We start from the raw sequence: 21,564 nt of genomic DNA on the forward strand, positions 1-21,564 counted from the left end.
AGCACGATGCTCGGAGGCATCGGAGTGAACCCAATGCAATATACTATCTCGGTGAAGGGGGCGTGCGAATCGCTCGACCTCGGTCGGACTACGCTGTTCGCCCTTTTGAAATCGAATCAACTTACCGCCATACGCGTGGGCCGCCGCACGCTCGTTCTTACGTCCAGCATCCGCGACTTTGTCGCTCGCAAAGAAGCGGAGCAGCGGTGATGCTTGATACTAAGAAAATTGAAGGCTTTAAAAAGTGGGCCTTGCGCCTTCGCGCAGAGGTCAAGCAGCGCGAGCAGAGTCCAAAAAATTCTGCCTCTGATACTCCCGCCACCTCGCACCATGGCCACCTCATGATTACAATTTATGAGGCGTTCTGTCAAAAGGTCGCTGACAATGAAACCGATCGCATCAAGGCGGTCGCAAACAGTTTCGGTCAGAGCGCCGCAGGGACAAAGGCGGAAAATCCGGCTGAGTTGCTGTTGCTCGCGTACTTTGCTGCAGTTGGTCCCGTCGACGCTTCGATGCGGTCTAAGTCTAAGCGGTTGGGGCTCATGCTTCTTTATGCGCAGCAGCAAAATATAAAGAAAAAGCGGTTGATCGGACGATTGTACGAGGACGGCGGCTTCAAGCGCATCAACAAGCTAATGAGGGCGTCAAATCCCGACCTTTTCGCGCGACGAAAGCGTCGAAAAAGAGGGCTCACGCAGGCGCAGCTACTACGCGAAAAGCGCGCAAACGAGGGGCAATGGCGTCAAGAAGCGCTGAAAGCGCCGGTGGACGCGGATCTGTAGAACGCCGTGGCGGTTGATTTTTCAATCAACCGTCACCCAGCGCATCAGCTGAATAGCGCCCGCATATTGTAAAATGCTGGGTGGGCTATGCGCTTACTCCACCACCCCCTGAATCCACCAATCCACGGCTCCACGATGATGATCCTGAGGGCTGTGATGGGATTCTTCATTTTAAAATAATTCACCGAGGGTCGAACATGACGATGGATGCTGACGCGCTGTGGCGCAAATATGCGCGTGAATATGCCCCCTACGCAAAGCAAAAGCGGGCAGAGGCGCGAGCTCGACAATCGCCGAACAAGCAGCGCGAGTCCGTGCGTAGACGCCGTGCGCACGCAATAAAGCTTACTGACGCGGAGATGGCAAAAAAAGCTGCGTTCGGCGTGTGCGCGAAGGCCCGGACGCCCAAGAAAGCCTGGCTGCTGTCTCACATTACCGGCGATATTACACGTGAGCGCGAAGCCCGCGCGCTGTCCCAGTTTACCCTTGATAAACGCCTAGCGGATTGGTTCGACGCCAACCTTGGCTTCCGGCGTAATGCTGATGTTATGACCGCTGCGCATAAGGGAATGCGTGCGCAGTCCGCTTTCGTCATGGCAAAAAAGCTGCGGAAATTTTATCGAAAAAATAAACATCGATTCAATTTCTTCTTCGTAACGATGATCCATGACGGATGGCGCACGCTCGACCGAGACACGCATATCGATCTGAAAGACATAAAGACGCGTGTTCGAAACATTTTTAACCAGCGAAAACGTAAAGAGGGCGCCGTCAATTACGTCGGCGTGATCGAGTTCGACTCCGTGTTGAACTACCCGCAGAAGGGCGAGGGCATTTGCATCATGCCGCACGTCCACATGATCGTCTGGTGTAGCCCAGATATAACGCGAGACGGGCTGGAAACGCAGCTGCAGGCGACGACGCGCCTTGTTTCGGGCTGGGGAGCGCCGACTGTCGATGTCGGTTCGCGGCTTACCGACGAAAGTATCGTGCACACCGCTTATTACATGTTCGAGCAGCCCTACCGAGCCAAGATGCTGCGTATTAATCCCGAGACCGCCGAACATAAGCTTCGATCGGTTCAAAAATGTGTCCCGCCGCATCTAACGCTTCGGCTATCAGAAATCCTCGCACGTTGCTCGATCAAGGAGCTGATCCTTGCCAGCGGCCATGGGATGAATTTGAAGGGCGGGGTACTGAAAGCTCTCAAAAAATTTCAACGCGAAGCTGGCTTCAAAATGAAGTCGTTGGATATCACAGCGGCAGAGGCCTTTCGGCAGCTTCGTGCTACCTCCACGAGAGGTCTGGAGCGCAAAGCCATCTCGATCCGGCGATAACGGCCTCCGTTCTGATGATGGTAAACGAATGGTGGATGAGCGTGCCTGTTGATTGCGGGCGCTTTGGCAACGCCTCGATAGCGGTCGATATCGCCTTCTCAAGCAGCTTTCAACGCGCGCCGCCTCGGACAACATTGTAAGAAGGTATCCCGCCGGATCGCCCTTCATCGAATATCGGCTCTGAATACCGATTGGTCACGAGCTATAAGCAGCAGGGAAAGTAATCACGTGTCCTCTATAAGATCACAGAAGCAGGTCACGTCGCCCCCCCCCTGAATGAGCTTCGGCATGCCCACTGGTTAAGTTCTAGCCCTTCTTGCCGGCCGCGACTGCACCTCGGCAATGTTCCTGACACGGCCGCCCCTCGCGAGTTTCACCGCAGTGGCGAGCGGGTCGCTACCTTGTTGCGCTTCTATGCCGGCGACCTTGCTGTCCAAGTGTCGAACGTGGGCTCGGACTTTAACATCGCCGGCATCACCACGGCCAGTCAACGAGTAACGGCACTTCTTCTTCCAGGCACGGGACCGTAGCTCCGCGTTAGTGAACCTTCGACGCGATTAATCCAATGCAGCGAGAATCACTACGCCTCGTTGCGACAATGTAATCAACCGACTGCGCAACATCGCCGCCTTTGATAACGCGATAATAAGGCTGCATCACCCATATCATGCTGATTTTGCACTTCAGATCGTCATTCGACATAAGACCGGAGGAGCCCTCGATAGTCATGTTAAGCGAAGGACAGGATATCGCAGCTGTGCAGCCGGCATCTAAAGAGGAAGAACCTACCGACTCACTGCCGGGGCTGGGCATCGCGATCACGATAGTGCCGAAGCCGTTATAATCTATACGGATCCTCCTCCCATCGCCCGTGTTGCTGGTGGAAAAGCTGGGCGTCACAACCCGATGCACCTCTGGCTGAGGAATGATGCTACCAGCCTCCAAACACAAATTCTGTGAGCAGAAAGTCGGGGCATGCGGCGGCGGGGTTGCACTCGACACATCCAGCATGGAACTTACAATCATAAATAACACAAATCTAGAAAAGAATTTCAAGTTCATTGTGGGCACCCCGCATAATCTGGAACCGCCTGGCAGACATATTTATTAGCGCGATCGTCGGCCTTTATCGCACCCGAACGGATCTCATCGATAGTAGGCTGCGTATAATCTGTGCCGTTCCGGCGGGTCATGATATCGGAAGGTGATTTCGTTTCCTTTGCAACTGTGCGTTCCCCGTTGGGCCCTGGCTCACCATCCTCATAGCCATCCTTGGCATTTCCATTATGGGAAATCTCATGCGCGCCGACGTCCTGCACGTCTGACAAAGAAGTATCTATGTAAGACGTTTTGCCGTTTCTTTGTCCGCACGAAGTATCGCGATCGCAAGGGTTTCCTCTGTAGCCCTCCCTATTTAGATTAGCTGTATTCACGCCCTTCATGCCAATCGAAGCTGCCGGCGCAACGATCACCTCGACTCTTTCTCCGTTGGGAGTGGCAATATTACTCAATCTACCTACGATAGCGCTCCGAGCGCTCGAATTTCCCGAATCGGGACCACTAAACGCCACAATATACTGTATTGTGACACTTCCCTGTTTATCTTGCACCCAAATCGCTCTCTGGCCAGTCGGGTCCCTCGCGTTAATCGGGTCATTTGCGACATAGGAATAAAGATTTACTTGATCGCCATAACCAACGGGATCGGTCTGCAGAAACCTGCCCAGTGTTGGTGAATATGTACGCGCCTTGTAATGGTACATGCCCAGCTCGGAGACCCACTGCTGACCTGTATAGCGAAACCTACCGGCATAGCTCTCGTTCGACGACAGAGGTATGCCATATTCATCATAGGAATTTACTGCGAGTGTTGAGCCGCTATTGTCTGTCACAAGAACAATGGATCCTTGACCATCTGCACTAAGCCAGCGCTTGTCGTTGTTGCCGTCTCCCTCATACCAGAGTAGCGGCTCATCCAGGTCAGCGCCAAACACGTAGCGACGCTGCAGCATGCCGTTTGAAGCATATTCCGCTGCAACCGCGTTTCCGTCGTAGACGAGCCGTATTCCGGTTTGCGTGCTGTTGATGAGACGATGGCGAGGATCATAGTAGAAGCGGTAACCACCATGAGTAGCCAGTTCATTCTCTGCACTATAGGAGTATATCTGCCCGCCAGCCTGCGTGAGATTGCCTTTCTGATCGTATGTAGGATTGGGGATGCCGGTTATAGCGTTATATTGATTAAGGCCGTTTGAGCTATAACTACGGCTAACCGGCGACGCCCCGCTCCACACAAAAACGTCATTGGATATCTTGCGCTGCTTGATCTGGCTTGCGGGAGTATAACTAAATTCATATCGATTCACGATGGCTTCGCCCGCTTTCAACTTGAGCTCGCTTAGTCGTGACATTGGATCATAGTCATATCGGGTGGATGTTCCGTTCGCGCGTATCAGCGTCTGCCGCCTTCCTAGACTATCATAGTCAATATGAATCAAATTCGTTACGCCGCTTTCGTCGATGTCGGTCATCCGGTTGAGCCCGTCGTAATTGTACGTAACGAATGACAAGCCGTCCCAGGTAATTCGCTTCCTGTTGCCGTCTGGGTCATAGAGGCTGGACACAGTGTGATTTACACCGTTCAGCGTCTCTGTCTCCGATAACATATTACCAAAGCCGTCATAGGTGTATGTAATAGCAGTGGAATATATCAACGGATTCTTCGTACCGCTCATAGATAGAAGATGCCCGACCAAGTCATAGGCGTATGTTGTATCGAGGTTATTGTCGCCGGAGGGCAATGTTTTGGCCGTCATCCGGTTGAGCGCATCATACGAGTAAATTATCTGACTTCCGTCCCGGATAGTTCGTGTTTTCATATTGCCATTACCGTCATAGGTATAGGCTTCGTATCCATCGGCGGTATTTACGGACCCCGGCGGCCCGGCTGCAGATGGGAAGTACCATGCGCGCTTTCGATCGAAGCCGTCATACGCCTGTTGCGCCCGATTCCCATTGGCGTCAGTCACAAACTCCTGCTTTCCATCGGCGGTGTAGGTATACGCGACATATACTTGTTCAAGGTTTGTTCCCACGGCTCGCCGAACCTCGGTTAGCCGACTAAGAGCATCATAGGCGTTCTTGACGACGCGGTCGGGGCCGTTAGGCCCGGTTGTCTGCGGCACACATGGATCTGACTGTCCCAACCATTGGCCCGGATCCATCCGCTCCGCGGTGCACCGAAGTCGATCAAAGGCGTCATACGAATATTGTGTCACCGCGCCGATAACGTCATCGGATCCTGCAATGACTTCCCCGATCTTGTTCCCGGCGGAGTCGTAGGCGAAGGTCTTTGTCCCGCCTACCGTAAAGCCGGACCACGCTGACGGAGCTATCGTATCCGGTTGCCAAGCGGCAAGAACGCCTGTTTCCACCTTCCAAAGGCGGCCATTCCCGTCATAGCTGTTGCGCACGGCAATGAAGCCCGCAGTGCCCCCCGGCGACGATTTGATCGTACCCGTAAGCAACCCGCCAACCGTGTACCGGTAAGCGGTTAGGTACGCCGCCGCGGCTGATTGTGCCCTCGCGACAGAGGCCATTCCCAATGCTGTCGTTGCAAAGGCACAACTCAGCGCCAACGAGCGACCAATCTTTCTCATTCGCAGAATCCCCGCTTGGCTCGTCCAACCGTTCAACACGGCTGTGAGATCAAAAGGCCGGACAACTAGATGCGTTTGCATTGGCTGAGACCTCCCAGATCTTGTTGCCCATTCGATCATGACCAAAGCAAACTCGGTGTGCTTGCCCATGGGCGGTCACGACCTGCCCACGCAGCATAAGATTGTTGGGACCGGAATTTGGCCCATAATCATAGGAAGTGACCACCTCATCGTCGGCGAGAGCGCATCCTGCGCCTGCAGCGGCACCAGATCGACAGTAGCTCTCGGTTGCAATCAACCAGATTGGGGATGGGTCTTGGGTCATCGCGCCCGAAGAATTTAGGTATGAAGCGGATCGCTGCACAAAGGTGTAGCGCCGTTGTGGCCGGACCTCACCGCCCGTCGCCGGGCTATACACGGCTGGATCGGTTCTGCTCCGCATACCTCCATGCGCGTCGTCATACACGTAATCTGTCCGATTCCCATTCGCGTCTGTCACATAATCCGGCTTATTACACGAGTAAATGTTACCGCAGCTGGATGTGTAATGCGCATTAACGACTATCGTATCCGATGTTCCACTATTCGTGTTGGGTGTCTCAGTAGATCTTAAAAGATTGTAACGTGGTATACGTCCGTTGATGCTTTCGGTATCGTAATCATACGTTAGACCTCCACCCAGTGGCCTGATAATCGCCTTTGGTGGATTTGGGCGGCTATTCTCAAACGTGATACTACTGCCATCATAGCCGGTAATAAAACTAATGGGGCCAATCACGTTCTCTAGACCGGGCGTACTGCCTCCCGTCGCAAACCTCGATTTGCCCAATGGGTTAGAAACATAGTGCGTCCACGTGGAGACCCTTCGGACGTCCCCGCCAAAACCGACGGCGTGCGCGTAGCTCCAAGTCTGCCCCCCCTTTTGCACCGTCTGCACATCGTCAAAGAAGATGGGGGGAATGGATCGGAGATAATCGTTTGAGCTTGCGGAATTCCATACCGGATATGGACAATACAAGAGGTTATAGCCTCCCTGGGCCGCCGTGGTGTTAGCTATCGTACAGTGCTTGTAAAAGTACTGCGCCGAGGTGGCGCTAGGGGGCCGGTAGGATATTATCCTCGAATATGAATCTGTCTCAAATATATGCCTTTTATCATTTTGATCTTTTATTGTTAAAATGAAATGGTTTCGCGGATTGTAGCTGACGCTATAAGCAAAGTACGGATCACCCGGCGCGGCAATTTGGTAGTCATCCCATGTAATGGTGGCCGTTGGCCAAGCATATGTTAAATTACATGAGACCGACGAAGGATCACAAGTTTCAAAAACGCGATTTATGGCGATCACACTTGACTCGGCGCCGATCGCCGGAGTGGACGTATATATATATTTAAGTAAGTAACCCGTGTTAGATGCGATTGAAATGATTGGCGTATTGCTGGCAGGGGATATCGATCCCAACCCATAATAATGATATGTAAGAGTACGGCCGTCGGGATATACTATGCTTGAAACCGTGTCTCCCAGGCACAAAGACGTTTGCGCATCATGATAACCATTAAATATGACTTTTGTACCGTCTTTCTTTGTCCAGGTACAATGAACCCCATCCGAATTTTCGGAAAACAACGATCCATCAAGAGACGCCGGTATATATAATCCAGAGCTCGCGTTTCGGGAGAATGTAGCACGCTGCTGGCCCAGTATTACCTGCAGGGTCTGTCCTGAACCACTTCCGCTGCACTGTGTGGAGCCAATATAAATTTGGTTTGTATAATCACCGCAGTAAATTATTTTCCCGTAGTTCTCGTCAGATATAGCATTTTTTGCAAAGTGAGGGCCGTTGAAGGAGAATGGCGTGAACGAAACGTCGCCAAGTGCCAACGCCGGGACCCGCATTTCCAATTTCCCCGAGAACAAATTTACGTAATTCTCATCTAATGACTCAATCTTAGGAGGAACAATTACCACTGACGCTTCTACGGTCTGAGGCCAAACGGCGGAACCGTTAATATTTAGCAGAGTTATGACAGTAACAGCAAGAATGACGCAATATCGAAAGCTGTTAGTGGGCACACAACATGTTTCTCGCGAGGCGCAAAATGTTGATACGCTAGATGAACGAGCAACAAATGAGCTCAACGTGCGAAAAAAACTGCGAGCACCCATGAAGCTATGCCATTTATTTGTCACTTCCCGCTCCTTTTTACCCCTGGCTACCGGCATAAACTCGCTAGACTCAGCACTGCGGTACAGCACCACTAATCATTTCCTGTAGGATGTGCTTAGGATCGAGTTCATCTCGGTAGAATCCGATGCGCTACCGGAAACACTAACCGACTCCGCCATCCTATTACTACTTACATTGACGCATCCTTCAAAGCTGCTGATGACCACAGGCAAACCAATTGATCTGGCTATTACGATTTTCGCAACCATGTCTCGGCTATTAGTCGCATCCTTGCGGGCCAGCGCCCAGCGCCGCCCCTCTCCGCAGGCAGGCTGCGTCGGGCTCGGTCGGCTTGCGACGAAATTCCATTCCCCATTAGCGGTCGTAACGTCGTCAATTAGCACCTTGATCGGAGAATCCGCGCTTGGCATGCCACCACCTTCGATGAGGGTCTGCCCCGACGCGGAAGTGATTTGAAGGGCAACAAACGCAGCTATTGATTTCGTGATGGCCCTCATTGGATCCCCCGCGCTATCTATTTCTTAAGAAATTAAATAAATCGCATTAATACAAAACAATTTATTAAAGCAGGCGTTTACCCCCCCCTCCTAAGTGGAGGGGGGGCTTTAACCTTCCAGTTGCCGACCGGTCCCGATAGCCGCCCGATTAGGCACCGCTTTAAATCGCACGAACATCGCCATGCGAATATTGAGGATATTTTGCAACGGAAGAGCCATTGTCAAGCGGGAAACTACAACGGCGGAGACATGACCGAAGCCTCTATGCAAACTGGGAAGCATCCAAAATGAACTAAATCGTGGAGCGATATCCAACACGATAATCACTTATTTTCCGTTCTACTACCCAGCAGCGATTTTTAAGAGTAGTCATTGACTTGCTAACGATGGCATTGGGAATATCCGTTCATTGTTCATCGTGTCCTATGCCGTTAACGGCTATAGATTTCGTCCGCTGGCAAAGTATCGAGCCGGTGTTGGCTAACATTGTTCGTCAGCCGCATCCACCGATACGACAGGTTCAATCCTTGTCGAACGCACCCACGCTAATCGGCGTTCTCCTCAAACGGGCGGTCCTTTCCCTGCTGTCCCAACGTAACACCGGTCCCCGGCAAATTCCCTAGTTCGCGCGATGCGAGCCATTGAGCGAAGCATCGGCAACTGCGATTGACGATACGGGTAAGGTAGTAGACGGAGCCGCGCAGGCGGGAGCGATATGAGGCGAATCTCTTCCGACTAGATGCCGTAGAACACGCGTTAGATCCGGCAAATTCGTCGCTCGTGAGCCCCAGGGCGCGCCCGCGGGCATTCGGGGCCTCGGAGGTAGGCTGGCAGTGTATTCGACGGCAGCAGGCTTCATGAGGGAGCTTCTTTAGCTAGGAGCCGGCAGAGGAGGCTGGAGCAATTCTGTTTCTGGCGGCGCTTTCCGCTAAAGGCCGAGATCGCCCGACGACTACTTCACGCGGGACATGTTACCACGTTTACGACACCGAAACTGTGTCCGGAATGGATTTGAACTGTTATCGATTGGGGGGAAGGACTGTATGATGTTAGAACCAAACTCATCCGCGATTGTCATGGCTATCGCTTGGTTGGAAGGCATTTTGGTTGGATCGGCGGCTACCGCGTTGGCGACAATTGCAATTGCCGGAATCGGTGTTCTGCTTTTGACAGGACGGATCGATCTCCAGCATGGCGTGCGTATCGTCTTGGGCTGTTTTATCGTGTTTGGTTCGACATCGATAGCGCACGGCTTCATGGATGCAGTTCGGGGGAGCGTATCTGTGACATGGGAGGCGGCTGCGGCGCCACCGCTGCCGGCCATGGCCACGGCTCCGCTGCCAACACAGCCGCTCGTGGTGCCGTACGACCCTTATGCGGGAGCGGCCCTACCGTCCAACTAGCGAAAGTGCAAAATATGTGCCGTCTCGCCTGTTGCAACCGATTACAACCTTTGGGGTATAATCTGGCTTGGCAGTTCGATAGGCGATATCTTGGCAGTTCGATAGGCGATATGCAGTCTGAGACTCGGGGCTGAGTCAGTAGGGGGACGTTAAAATGAAACTGGGCCGAGCGGCGTTTGGGCTTATTATTGCCGTGTTCGCCAGCGCACGTGCGGCTGCGCAGGATAGCTATGGTGATCCTGCGGGGTCGGGTGTTTTCATTTCGGCAGTCAATTGGCTGCAAGGCACGCTGTTGGGAACGGTCGCAACGGTTGCCGCCGTAATCGCAGTTGCTGCTGTCGGTTTCATGATGCTGACGGGACGCATTAACTGGCGTTATGGCGCCACCGTTATCCTAGGTTGCTTTATATTGTTCGGCGCGGCCAGCATTGTTGCAGGGATCCGAACAACAGCCTCGCTTGGGCAATAATCGATGGCCATGATCGAGCGTGATACGCTCTTTGTTGCGCTGACACGACCCCAAATGTTTGCCGGTGTGACATATAGTTTTTTTGTCACTAATGTAATTGTGACTACCGAACTGTATCTTATCTTCCGGTCAGTTTGGATCTTAGCGGTCGCGCTGATAGTGCATCTTTGCGGTGTCTTATTGTGCCTGCGGGAGCCTCGCTTTTTCGATCTGTGGCTGGCCCGAATTTCTAATTGTCCCCGCATTCGTAATTATCGGCTATGGCAATGCAACTCCTACCAAGCCTGACCAGCGACCTGAAAGTCGTTGCGCGAGAGCAGTCGGCAGGCAAGCACTTGCCCTATGTGCGCCACGTCGATGATTTCACGCTGGAGACGCGCGACGGCCTGATCTTGCAATCCATTCAATTGCGTGGATTTCTCTTCGAAACCGCCGATACCGAGGAACTCAATTATCGTAAGCGTCTGCGCGAAGGAATGCTTCAGGCAATTGGATCGTCGCGATTCGCCATTTATCATCACATCGTTCGACGTGAAGTGGACGTAGAATTACCAGGTGCTTTTCCTGATACCTTCTCGAGCCGGCTTGATGCCGCATGGCGGAAAAAGCTGAGCGGTCGGCGGCTGTTCATAAACGAACTTTTCCTGACCCTGGTTCGGCGTCCGATTCAGGGAAAAGTTGGCGCTTTGGACAAGGTCCGCCGTATCTTCGGAATTGGCGCGGAGGCTGCGGAAACCACGCGCTACGAGCTACAGCAGCTAAACCAAGCGCGCGATGCTCTCATGGCAGCTCTCACGGCGTACGATCCGCGCGTCCTTAGCGTTTACCCGACGGGCCACGGTCCCTGTTCAGAGCCGCTGGAGTTTCTCTCCTACCTATTCAACGGAGAGATGCGGCCAGTTGGACTGCCCGCGCAGGACCTAGGCAACTATCTCCCCTATCGCCGGATAAGCTTCGGGCAGGATACGATCGAACTCGGCCGTGCGGGGACGACGGCGAAGTCCTTTCTGGGTATCGTCTCGATAAAGGACTATCCCAGTCAAACAGGTCCTGGGATGTTTGATGATCTTCTGCGCCTCCCATATGAAATCACGATAGCCCAGTCTTTCGGCTTCGTAGACCGTCCGGCAGCGCTCTCTAAAATGAACATGGCGCTTCGGCGCATGCGCTCTGCGGAGGATGAGGCAATCAGCCTTCGTGCGGAATTGTCCGATGCAAAGGACGAGGTTGCGGCGGGACGATCGGGATTTGGTGAGCATCATCTCACTGTGGCCGTGCGCGGAAACTCGCCCGAAATCGTGGATGCTGGTGTCGCCGAGGTACAGGCAGCCCTTGCGGACCTCGGCATATTATCAGTGCGGGACGACATCGCACTTGAACCTGCTTTCTGGGCGCAGTTTCCCGGTAACTTTAAATATATCGCACGGCGAGGGCTGATTTCGACGGCAAACTTCGGCAGTCTTGCCAGCTGCCATAATTTCTCGCTCGGGCAAGCTAGCGCCAATCACTGGGGGGAAGCGGTCACGCTCCTGGAGACGACCGCCGCGGGGCCATATTTCTTCAATTTTCATCAAGGCGATCTGGGAAATTTCACAATCATCGGGCCCTCGGGTTCCGGAAAAACCGTTATTCTCAATTTTCTGCTCGCACAGGCTCGCAAGTTCCGTCCGCGGATCGTATTCTTCGATAAAGATCGTGGCTCTGAGCTATTCATACGCGCGATAGGCGGCCGATATGATGTATTGCGGCCGGGTGCTGGGGCGGGCCTGAACCCCTTGCAGCTCGTCGAGACACCGGCAAACCGGCAATTCCTCGTTAATTGGCTCAGCATGCTTGCTGGCGGAACCGATGGCGAGGAGTTGGCCAACATCAAAGATGCCATAGACGCCAACTTTGCTCAGCCCGTTGAGCATCGGCGATTGAGATATATCGTAGAGCTTTTCAGGGGCGGGAGACGGCCGCAGGGGGCGGATTTGTGGTCGCGTCTCAGACCTTGGTGGGGAGACGGCGAGCGTGCGTGGCTATTCGACAATGCGCGCGATTTGATTGATGTTGAGGCGGAAGCTGTCGGCTTCGACATGACCCAGATACTGGACGATCCGCTCAGCCGGACACCAGCCATGATGTACTTGTTCCATCGCGTCGAAGAACGTCTGGATGGGACGCCGTCGATCATCGTCGTGGACGAGGGATGGAAGGCGCTGGACGACGATGCTTTCGTTGCCAAGATCAAGGACTGGGAAAAGACGATCCGCAAGCGCAACGGCATCGTCGGCTTCGCGACCCAAAGTGCGCAGGATGCACTCGAAAGCCGTATCGCCAGCGCCGTCATCGAACAGTCTGCTACGCAAATCTTTCTCGCCAATCCCAAGGCGCGCCGCGACGACTACGTCACAGGATTTGGTCTTTCGCAGCACGAGTATGAGCTGGTGCGCACGCTGCCCGACGGCGCGCACTGCTTCCTCATAAAGCATGGCACGGACAGCGTCGTGGTCAGGCTCGACCTCAGCGGGGAAAAGGAAATCCTAACAATACTGTCTGGCCGCGAGCGCACCGTGAGACTGCTAGATGAGATCCGTGCCGAGACCGGAGATGATCCTGCTGATTGGCTCTCTCGCCTGCTTGAGGCCGCATGACTAGCGCATGTGTAACGCCGCCCGAAAGCACGGGATACATCGGTTCGGTCAGCCGCTTCGTCGACTGTCGGCTGGAGATATTCGACACCAGCGCCTTCTCCGCCCTTACTGCGCCCGGATCAACGCTATCGATACTGCTAACTGGGTTGTTAACTATATTCGTTGCCTTGATAGGCTATAATCTTCTGATCGGGCGGGGCCTTGGCCTTCGAGGCAGTACACTGGCAATCGTTAAGGTCGGAGTGGTGCTGACGCTTGCTATGAATTGGGCCGCTTATCGCACGCTCATCTACGATGTCGTCATTGAAGCCCCTGGCCAGGTTTTTTCGGAGATCGGCCGACCGAGCGGCCTACAGGGGAGCGACGGGACGCTGCTCCAGCGCCTTGATTTTGCTGATCAGGGTTTGCAGCAGTTGGCCATCATCGGTGCGGGGCAGCCGAATTTTGCCCAGGCACAAAATCTACCGCCGCCGCCGATCGTCGGGTTTAACGCGCTTGCCTTGGGCGGCTCTAGAATCTTGTTCCTGATCACGGCGCTCATCGGTATCATAGGTGTTAGGGTCGTCGCAGGACTGATGCTGGCAATCGGACCTTTCTTGATCACGTCGCTGCTGTTCGAAAACACGCGCAGCCTCTTCGAAGGCTGGATCAGGATCCTGGCGGGCGCCTTACTCGCTGCAATCGGTGTTTCAGTGACGCTCGGGCTGGAGTTAACGATGCTCGAACCGTGGCTTAGTGATGTACTGGCGCGGCGCGCAATCGGTGAGAGCCTTCCATCCGCTCCTACCGAATTGTTCGTAACGGCCATCTTCTTTTCGCTTATTGTGATGGGCTCAGCCCATGCATCCATGAAGCTGGCCGCGGCATTCCGTCTTGCTCGCTTCCGTCCCATTAGGGAGCAACGCCGGCTGGAAACCCCACGCGCTGAGGCCTCCCTGGCTGCCAGTCAAGGTCTCCGAGACCAACCCCAAATCGCAAACCTCAGCCGGGCCGTGCTGACCGCAAATGTGATCGCTTCGATGCAGCAGCGTGAAACAGCCGGAAGTCACTCGATCGCAGACAGTCGAATGCCCTCAAGGTCTTATAGCCGCCCGGACACGGAGGCAGCTTCAAAACCGCACGGCGCGGCGTCGACGGGGCGGGCGTTTCCGAGGCGCGCCAAGATGCATCCGACGGCGAGCTCGGGTCGCCGGGATAGGATTGCATGAACGATCATAACCGCGAGATGCTCGATGCCTATTATAAGGACGCGGCAAGCTGGAATACAGATCGATTAAAGGAGCTGCGATCGTCGCGGAGGATCGCCTGGCGGGTCGCCCTCGCGGCCACCTGCGTCGCGATATTGGAGGCGGGCGCGCTGTTTTTGCTCATCCCCCTCAAGACGGTAGAACCTTATACGCTGCTCGTGGATAAGACGACGGGCTACGTTCAGGCCCTACGACCGCTTAGCCCCAGCCGGGTGGCCCCAGACGCCGCTTTGACACAGTCATTCCTCGTCCAATATGTCATCGCGCGCGAAAGCTTCGACCTGACTCAAATGCGAGCGAATTATCGCAAAGTGGCCCTCCTTTCAGCCGAGGGGGCCAGGACGATGTATCTGGCCCAGATGCAGCCAACCAATTCGCTCAGCCCGCTAGCCACCTATCCGAGAGGCACGATCGTCGAAACCCGCGTTAAAAGCATATCGCCTATTGGGGATAATGCCGTGCTCGTACGGTTCGACACGATACGTACGGACGCAAACTCGCGCCCGCGGCCGCCCTTGCCGTGGGTGTCCGTCGTACGCTTCCGCTATTCGGGTCAGCAGATGAAGCTCGAAGATCGCTTCGTAAATCCCCTTGGGTTTCAGGTCGTTCAGTATCGCCGGGATCCGGAGGCTTTGCCGCTCGAGCCAGTTAATGGCGGGCCAGCAGGCACAAGGATAACGGGTGCGGGCGGGATGATGGCGCCCCCGCCTGCGCGCGTAAATATCGGCGCAGCCACATCGGCACCTAGGCTGGCGCCATCGCAATGAGACTTTGGAGCAGTGCACATATAGCTTTGATGCTAGTCGCAGCAGCGTCGGTGCGCGCGCAGGTCCGACCACATCCTGGAGCGGGCGATCCGCGGTTACAGACGGTTGTCTATGACCCCGGCCAGATCGTGCAGCTACATGGTGTTCCGGGTTACCAGCTGACGGTGGAACTCTCCACAGACGAGCAAATCCAAAACGTGGCGTTGGGCGATTCCAATGCGTGGCAGGTCAGCGTCAATAAAGCCGGCGATCATCTCTTCCTCAAGCCGACACAGGGCGGCGTTGCGACAAACATGACCGTAATCACGAACGTACGTGTCTATAATTTTGATCTGGTGCCGGTGGCCGAAGCGGGCCCAGACGTGGCCTACACTGTGCAGTTTAAATATCCTGCGGCACCTTCCGTTTCCCTGAGTGGGAATATTGGGGCCTCGGCAGAGACGCATCCCGTCAGCCGCTACAAATTGGCGGGTGACCGTACGCTACGCCCGAGCGAGATTTCGGACGATGGCACACGAACCTATGTGCGCTGGCCCGCTGACCGCGCGATCCCGGCCACCTTTCAGATCGATGACGATGGAACGGAGAAGCTGGTCAATGGGACCATGCGCGGCGATCGCTTCGTGACCGACGGCATTGCTAAGAAGCTCATTTTCCGCATTGATCAGCGGGTAGCTTCCGCCTCCAGGCTTCGCCCCAGGAAATCGCGCTGATGTGGAAGCGTAAGGTGCCCAAGCAGGAGCAGGAAGTTCCCGAGGGGGTAACTCCTCCTGGCGAGGATATCCGGCCGATCGTACGCCTGCCCCGCCGGGGATTATCGAGCGGAGCGCTCATATTAGGTGGGGCTCTCGCTGCAGTCCTGCTCTTTTCCACGCTCAATGCTCGGCGCCGCGGGACTGAGGAGCCGTCGATCTGGTCCGGCCTCTCCTCTGTTGGTCCGGCCATAGCGGATCCTCCGCCGCTCCAGACATCACCTATCGCTCCAGCGTTCGTTCCGGCGGCCCTTGCCAACGCGCCGCCGCCGAGCAGCACCCCGCCGACCCCGCCGTCCCGAGAGGCCATCCGCGCGTATTATGATCGAGCGCCCCCCGTGTCGCCACCGCCGCAATATTATCCACCGCCAGCCCAGCCTACCCCCGCAGTCAGTCAGGCTCCGCGGAATTCTGCCGGCGCCGCGCTCGTTATCGATAACACCATATCGAACGCTGGCGGTGATACAGCCGCGGTTAGTGGCGGTAGCCAGGCCAGTTTAAGTTCCTCCGCTAGCGGGCCGGCTCGCGTGCGTTCCAGCATGTTGGCAAATAAGGCCGCGACTGTGCCGCAAGGAACGCTCATCCCAGCCGTTCTCGAAACCGCCTTCGATTCGACGCGGCCGGGCTTCGCGCGTGCGATCGTATCGCGAGATGTGCGCGGGTTTGATGGTTCAAAGGTTCTAATTTCGCGGGGCAGCAGCCTAGTTGGCCAATATCAGTCTGATGTGGCTCCCGGGCAGAAGCGGGCCATCATTAGTTGGACGAGGCTGCTGCGCCCGGACGGAGTTACGATAGAATTAGACTCGCCAGCTGTGGATCCCGTGGGGCGAGGTGGCGTGCGAGCAAGCGTGAACAACCACATCCCCCAACGGATCCTGAGTGCGGTATTGCAGTCCAGTTTTGAGATCGGGACGTTGCTCGCGACGCGGGCTGTCTCTGGATCAGTGATCCTCGCCTTGCCGACCTCCCTTCAAGGATCGATGGCGGCCTCACCGCAAGCAACCCAGATAATGCCGACACTGAAGGTGCCCGCTGGGACAAGCATCAGCATTTTCGTCGCCCGCGATCTCGAATTCGGCTCGGAAACACAGGAATGAGCACACAGGCTGACGATGTTGCGGAACAAGGTGTCTACCTTCGAGCTTGCCTGGCGCCTTTCGCGCAATATCTGTCGCGATCGGATGTCACCGACATCTATGTCAATCAGCCCAAAGAGGTCTGGCTGGAACTCATCGGTGGCAAAATAGAGCAACATTTGGTTCCAGGTCTAGACGAGGTGACGCTAGGCAGGCTTGCCAAGCAACTCGCCGCGCTCACGCATCAAGGCATTAGCCGTGAGCACCCCTTATTGTCGGCGACATTGCCAAATGGCTCACGCATTCAGATCGTTGCACCGCCGGCTACGCGACATCATCTTGTCCTAGCTATTCGTAAGCAAGTGGCGCAGCGGCTAAACCTAAAGGATTATGTCCGAATTGGCGCATTTTCTCAGACGCAACGTCGAATGCTTGGGCGAGGCGACGATACTGCAGCCTCACCAGAAAATACAACGGGCGAGCCCGACCTCGCGCTGGATCTTGCGAACGCTGTGGTGGCTCGAAAAAACATTCTTATATCTGGCGGAACGTCGACGGGTAAAACGACTTTCTTAAACGCGCTTCTACGTGAGGTTCCTCACGCAGAGCGTCTAATTCTTATCGAAGATACGCCCGAAGTCTCGGTCGAGCATCCCAATCACATCGGATTGCTCGCCGTTCGGGGGCAGCTTGGCGAAGCTTACGTGACGGCGAACGATCTGGTGACAGCCTCACTGCGCTTGCGGCCAGATCGCTTAATTCTGGGCGAGCTGAGGGGGACGGAAGCATTCGCGTTTTTGCGGGCCATCAATTCGGGTCACCCCGGTTCGATGACAACTATACACGCCGACAGCCCAGAGGCGGCTGTCGAGCAGCTGGTACTACTCGTCCTGCAGGCTGGAACGGGGCTAAGTCGGCAAGATGTCCGTCATTATGTTACCCAGACCATTGATCTGTTCGTGCAGCTGCGGCGGGGGGCACAGGGGCGCTATATCGAGCATGTGGCCTCGCGTGCAGATTGGAGATAATGGCATTATAATATTTCATATAGCCATCGCCCGAACCTATGCAAGTAATATATTAATTCCGCGCCGTTTTTAAAACAAAATCATATTATCCATTCCGGTAATATCAGATATTGACCGTAATATTGCAAATAATAACGTGCCAATCAACGGGGAATCAGTGAACCTCTAGTGTGAAAGCGAGATTCCCGCTGTGGCCCTGCTTTAACTGATTTTCTTGGGGGGCAATAAATGTCATATGACGGACGTGTGTCGCGCTCGCTGTGCGGCAGGGGCTTTCGGGCGGGGCGAATAGTGGCGGCGCAGTTGCTGTCGCGGTCTTCATACCTCGCTATCTTGGCGGCCTTGGGGGCAGTTGGCATCGCGCCAGCGCGCGCAGAAGAAACTATCAACTACACTTACGATGCGCTGGGCCGACTTGTGCAGGTCGGGCATAGCGGATCGGTGGCCGATGGCGTGGTCGCGACCTATGGCTTCGACGCTGCCGGCAATCGAAGCAACGTTACGGTGACCGCTCCGGTGGGCAGTGCGCCGAGCTTTTCGATCAGTGACGCCACGATCGGCGAAGGTGGCGCGCTCACGTTCACCGTGACCAAGACGGGAGGTGCAAGCGGCAGTTTCTCGGTTAACTATGCAACCGCAGACAGCACGGCCGTATCCGGCTCCGACTACACCGCGGCTTCCGGCACGCTAACATTCGCCGCAGGCGAAACAACCAAAACCATCACGATCTCGACCGTCAACGACACGGCCGTCGAAAATGCCGAGACGATGTACGTCAATCTGTCCGCGCCAAGCGGCGGCGCGACGATAAGCCGCGCACAAGGTGTCGGCACTATAACTGATGCCGGTCCTCCAGGTGCAGGTGTCAGCTTTTCCATTGGTGACGCGATCATAAGCGAAGGAGGCGTGCTAACTTTTACGGTCACTAAAACCGGCGCTGCGACTGGTGCGCTGACCTTGAGCTACGCAACGGCTAACAACACCGCCCTGTCCGGATCCGACTACGCACCGGCCTCAGGCAATTTGATATTTTCAGTAGGTGAAACAACAAAAACGATCACGGTCTCGACGATAAATAATAGTACGTTCGAGAGCACTGAGACAATGTACCTCAATATTTCAGCAGCAACCGGCGGGGCAACGATTAGTAGAGCTCAGGGGTTAGGAACTATTATAGATGATGACCCGCAAAATGGTGGCGTAAATTTTGTTATTTACGATCCTACAGTGGGAGAAGGCGGTGTTCTCACTTTTAACGTGGAAAAAACTGGAACCGCAGTTGGAAGTATCTCGCTTAACTATAACACCGTAAATATATCGGCCTTGGCGGGATCAGATTATATTGCGAAGTCCGGTGTGCTTACATTCGGAAAAGACGAGAAGCTTAAAACAATTTTCATTCAAACGGTGGATGATACCATTGTTGAACCGGAAGAACGAATGTATGTTAACTTGTCAAACGCAACCGGCGGCGCCGCGATCAGTAGGCCACAGGCTTGGGGCACGATCACCGACAACGATGCTGCCGGAAACGGAATCAGTTTTGCTATTTCAGATGCGACCGCAACCGAGGGCGGCGATCTGATATTTACGGTTACTAAGACGGGGACGACACTCTCTTCATACACTCTGAAGTATGACATCGTGAACGGCACAGCAAACCCTCCGGCTGTCGCCCCGTTGGATTATTATGGACAGGCCGGAACGTTAACGTTCGGCCCGAATGATACTGCCAAGACCATTACCGTTTTCACGACCGTGGATCAGCTCGCAGAGACGTCGGAAAATCTTTACGTTAATCTATCTGCGCCGAGCGGAGGGTCAGTTATATCAAGATCGCAGGGCGAGGGCACGATACTCGACAACGGACTTGCGCCTATCGAGAAGACCTTGAATTTGAGCGCTGGCGGCCCTGTTAACCTACGAAACCTTGCGGATGGTTCAGGTTACCAGGGCAACTCTAACGTCATCTATCATTTTATCCTACCTGCCGGGGCTGTGATCACCGGAAACCCGGGAGGGGTTGCCCCGCTCGGCGGGGGCGGAGCGGGGATCGATACTGGTGCCTGGCCTAGTGGTGCAACCCTAACTTTAGTGGTGAATGGAACGGTGAGAGGTGGTGGAGGCACAGGCGGCAAAGGCGGTAACGGGTCGAGCCGTGGGGAGAATGCGCAGGTTGGGGGCGAGGCAATTCGTTGCAATGCGCCTGTTGCCATCACGATTAACAGCGGCGGCTCCTTAAAGGGCGGTGGCGGTGGCGGCGGCGGGAGTGTCTCTGGCTTGCCAGGTGGAGGAGGTGGCGGTGGTGCACCCAATGGCGCTGCCGGCGCGGCGGGGGGCACCGGCGCTGCCGCAGGCGGCGCGGGTACCGCTACCCGTGGCGGCACTGCAGGTCAGGGCGCCTCCGCCTCGAACAAGGGAGGGGCAGGCGGCAATTATGGCGTAGCCGGCGCTGCTGGCCAGGGGCAAGGGTCAATGGGGGGCGGCAACGGTGCTCCCGCAGGCAGCGCCGTGCTGTACGGAGATTTAAATGGGTGCACTATCACCAACAATGGATCCGTTTCGGGATCTTAGCGGTTGAACCCGGGACTGAAACGGCCAGAAGCGCGATTTTCTTCTGGCCGCCCGGGCGCCGGCCGCCAATTCGGCTCGCGCTTTTTCTGCCGCGTCTATCAAGCGATCAGCCTAATAATAGAGCAGCAAGCAGGCAAATCCACGCTATGAGGTGCAAACTCAATCAGGACCCGATGAGAGAATACAACCTCTCAGTTGAAGCCCTAGAAGTCGCCAAGCCGCGTACGGCCCAAATTTAGCCGCTCTCGAGCTGGCCGCGCACGCTCTTCTATGTTGCATGGTGTCCACCAAAGCACGCTGTCTTAACTTGTAAGTTTTGAGTCACCCCGCCTGGCTACCCCACGCATGCACCAAAAGATACTTGATCGCTATATGACCCATGGCTCATAAAGTTGCAGTAACTTTTGAGGCGGGCCATCTATGAGCCGCATTGCTTATTACCGAGTATCAACCGAGGGCCAGTCTATCGAAGCGCAGCGCCATTTGCTGGGCGATGGGTTTGATAAAGAATTTTTGGACGAGGGCGTGAGCGGGGCTATATTGGCTGCGCAGCGACCGGGCTTCTCCAAGGCGCTCGCTTACATTCGAGAAGGTGACACCCTCTGCGTAGCGGCTTTGGACCGCCTCGGACGTGACGCATTGGACGTCCAGGCGACGGTACGCCGATTGCTAGAAGCGGGAGTTACGCTGGACGTGCGGGGGCTTGGGCCGATTGGGCGTGGGGTAGGAGAGCTGATCGTCGCGGTTCTTGCGCAGATTGCTGACATGGAGCGCGGCCGCATCAAGGAACGCTGTGACGCCGGCCGCGATGCGGCGAAGGCCGCCCTAGCGGCAACTGGTCGTACGCATCGTGGAAAGCATGGGCTGGGTAGGCCAACTGCTGCAAACGCCTCCGCGGTGGCATCCTGGCGGAAGGAAAATGCCGCTAGCATCAGTCAGACGATGGCACACTTCCGCATCTCGAAGGCAACCGTATCACGGTATTGCAGAGGCTAAGTCCCAACGAGTGCAGGTGACAACGAAAGCGCGCCACCACTCCTTCCACCACGGTCGCGGCCATGGAAGGGCAGACGTTCGATCCCGGTTCCTCTTCATTCCCGTAACGACGATGTCGTGGAATGGGGGTACGGAACGGCCACTTTTTC

General features: G+C 55.3%; 15 protein-coding genes. 13 read left to right on the forward strand and 2 right to left on the reverse strand.

Annotation, left to right across the window (positions count from 1 at the left end; translation table 11 throughout):
- Window positions 1–209: 209 nt before the first annotated feature.
- Together ACOJSI_RS08885 and ACOJSI_RS08890 are read left to right on the forward strand one after the other, a co-directional pair.
- Window positions 210–782, forward strand: a complete 573-nt coding sequence (locus ACOJSI_RS08885; RefSeq protein ID WP_420137912.1) for a hypothetical protein — start codon at window positions 210–212, stop codon at window positions 780–782.
- 197 nt (window positions 783–979) lie between these two features.
- The gene (locus ACOJSI_RS08890; protein WP_420137913.1) at window positions 980–2,119 is read left to right on the forward strand and encodes a hypothetical protein; all 1,140 of its coding nucleotides are present in this window, start codon (window positions 980–982) and stop codon (window positions 2,117–2,119) included.
- Window positions 2,120–2,656: 537 nt separating this feature from the next.
- Here the strand turns inward: ACOJSI_RS08890 and ACOJSI_RS08895 are convergent.
- The gene (locus tag ACOJSI_RS08895; RefSeq protein WP_420137914.1) at window positions 2,657–3,181 is read right to left on the reverse strand and encodes a hypothetical protein; all 525 of its coding nucleotides are present in this window, start codon (window positions 3,179–3,181) and stop codon (window positions 2,657–2,659) included.
- Window positions 3,178–5,778 carry an RHS repeat-associated core domain-containing protein gene (locus ACOJSI_RS08900; RefSeq protein ID WP_420137915.1) on the reverse strand — a complete coding sequence of 867 codons (2,601 nt, stop codon included), beginning with the start codon at window positions 5,776–5,778 and terminating at the stop codon, window positions 3,178–3,180. Before ACOJSI_RS08900 ends, ACOJSI_RS08895 begins: the two co-directional genes overlap by 4 nt.
- A 3,732-nt stretch (window positions 5,779–9,510) precedes the next feature.
- Here ACOJSI_RS08900 and ACOJSI_RS08905 point away from each other — a divergent pair.
- From ACOJSI_RS08905 to ACOJSI_RS08955, 11 genes are all read left to right on the forward strand, one after another.
- On the forward strand, window positions 9,511–9,870 hold the full coding sequence (locus tag ACOJSI_RS08905) for a TrbC/VirB2 family protein (protein ID WP_420137916.1): 360 nt from the start codon (window positions 9,511–9,513) through the stop codon (window positions 9,868–9,870).
- Between the two features lie 154 nt (window positions 9,871–10,024).
- Window positions 10,025–10,339 carry a TrbC/VirB2 family protein gene (locus ACOJSI_RS08910; protein ID WP_420137917.1) on the forward strand — a complete coding sequence of 105 codons (315 nt, stop codon included), beginning with the start codon at window positions 10,025–10,027 and terminating at the stop codon, window positions 10,337–10,339.
- A gap of 3 nt (window positions 10,340–10,342) precedes the next feature.
- Window positions 10,343–10,627 (forward strand): type IV secretion system protein VirB3, encoded by a 285-nt coding sequence (locus ACOJSI_RS08915; RefSeq protein WP_420137918.1) that lies wholly within the window; start codon window positions 10,343–10,345, stop codon window positions 10,625–10,627.
- The gene (locus ACOJSI_RS08920; RefSeq protein WP_420137995.1) at window positions 10,606–12,975 is read left to right on the forward strand and encodes a VirB4 family type IV secretion/conjugal transfer ATPase; all 2,370 of its coding nucleotides are present in this window, start codon (window positions 10,606–10,608) and stop codon (window positions 12,973–12,975) included. The genes ACOJSI_RS08915 and ACOJSI_RS08920 overlap by 22 nt, the downstream gene beginning before the upstream one ends.
- On the forward strand, window positions 12,972–14,183 hold the full coding sequence (locus ACOJSI_RS08925; protein ID WP_420137919.1) for a type IV secretion system protein: 1,212 nt from the start codon (window positions 12,972–12,974) through the stop codon (window positions 14,181–14,183). Before ACOJSI_RS08920 ends, ACOJSI_RS08925 begins: the two co-directional genes overlap by 4 nt.
- Window positions 14,180–14,989, forward strand: a complete 810-nt coding sequence (locus tag ACOJSI_RS08930) for a virB8 family protein (protein WP_420137920.1) — start codon at window positions 14,180–14,182, stop codon at window positions 14,987–14,989. Before ACOJSI_RS08925 ends, ACOJSI_RS08930 begins: the two co-directional genes overlap by 4 nt.
- Window positions 14,990–15,018: 29 nt before the next feature.
- Window positions 15,019–15,702, forward strand: coding sequence for a TrbG/VirB9 family P-type conjugative transfer protein (locus ACOJSI_RS08935; RefSeq protein WP_420137921.1), 684 nt, complete (start codon window positions 15,019–15,021; stop codon window positions 15,700–15,702).
- Between the two features lie 578 nt (window positions 15,703–16,280).
- Window positions 16,281–16,838 (forward strand): TrbI/VirB10 family protein, encoded by a 558-nt coding sequence (locus ACOJSI_RS08940; protein WP_420137922.1) that lies wholly within the window; start codon window positions 16,281–16,283, stop codon window positions 16,836–16,838.
- Window positions 16,835–17,845 (forward strand): P-type DNA transfer ATPase VirB11, encoded by a 1,011-nt coding sequence (gene virB11, locus ACOJSI_RS08945; RefSeq protein ID WP_420137923.1) that lies wholly within the window; start codon window positions 16,835–16,837, stop codon window positions 17,843–17,845. The genes ACOJSI_RS08940 and virB11 overlap by 4 nt, the downstream gene beginning before the upstream one ends.
- A 291-nt stretch (window positions 17,846–18,136) precedes the next feature.
- Entirely contained in the window at window positions 18,137–20,419 is a 2,283-nt protein-coding gene (locus ACOJSI_RS08950; RefSeq protein WP_420137924.1) for a Calx-beta domain-containing protein, read from the forward strand.
- Window positions 20,420–20,839: 420 nt separating this feature from the next.
- Window positions 20,840–21,415, forward strand: a complete 576-nt coding sequence (locus ACOJSI_RS08955; RefSeq protein ID WP_420137925.1) for a recombinase family protein — start codon at window positions 20,840–20,842, stop codon at window positions 21,413–21,415.
- Window positions 21,416–21,564 lie beyond the last annotated feature (149 nt).

The organism is Sphingomonas sp., assembly GCF_048595155.1.
Taxonomy (GTDB): domain Bacteria; phylum Pseudomonadota; class Alphaproteobacteria; order Sphingomonadales; family Sphingomonadaceae; genus Sphingomonas_I.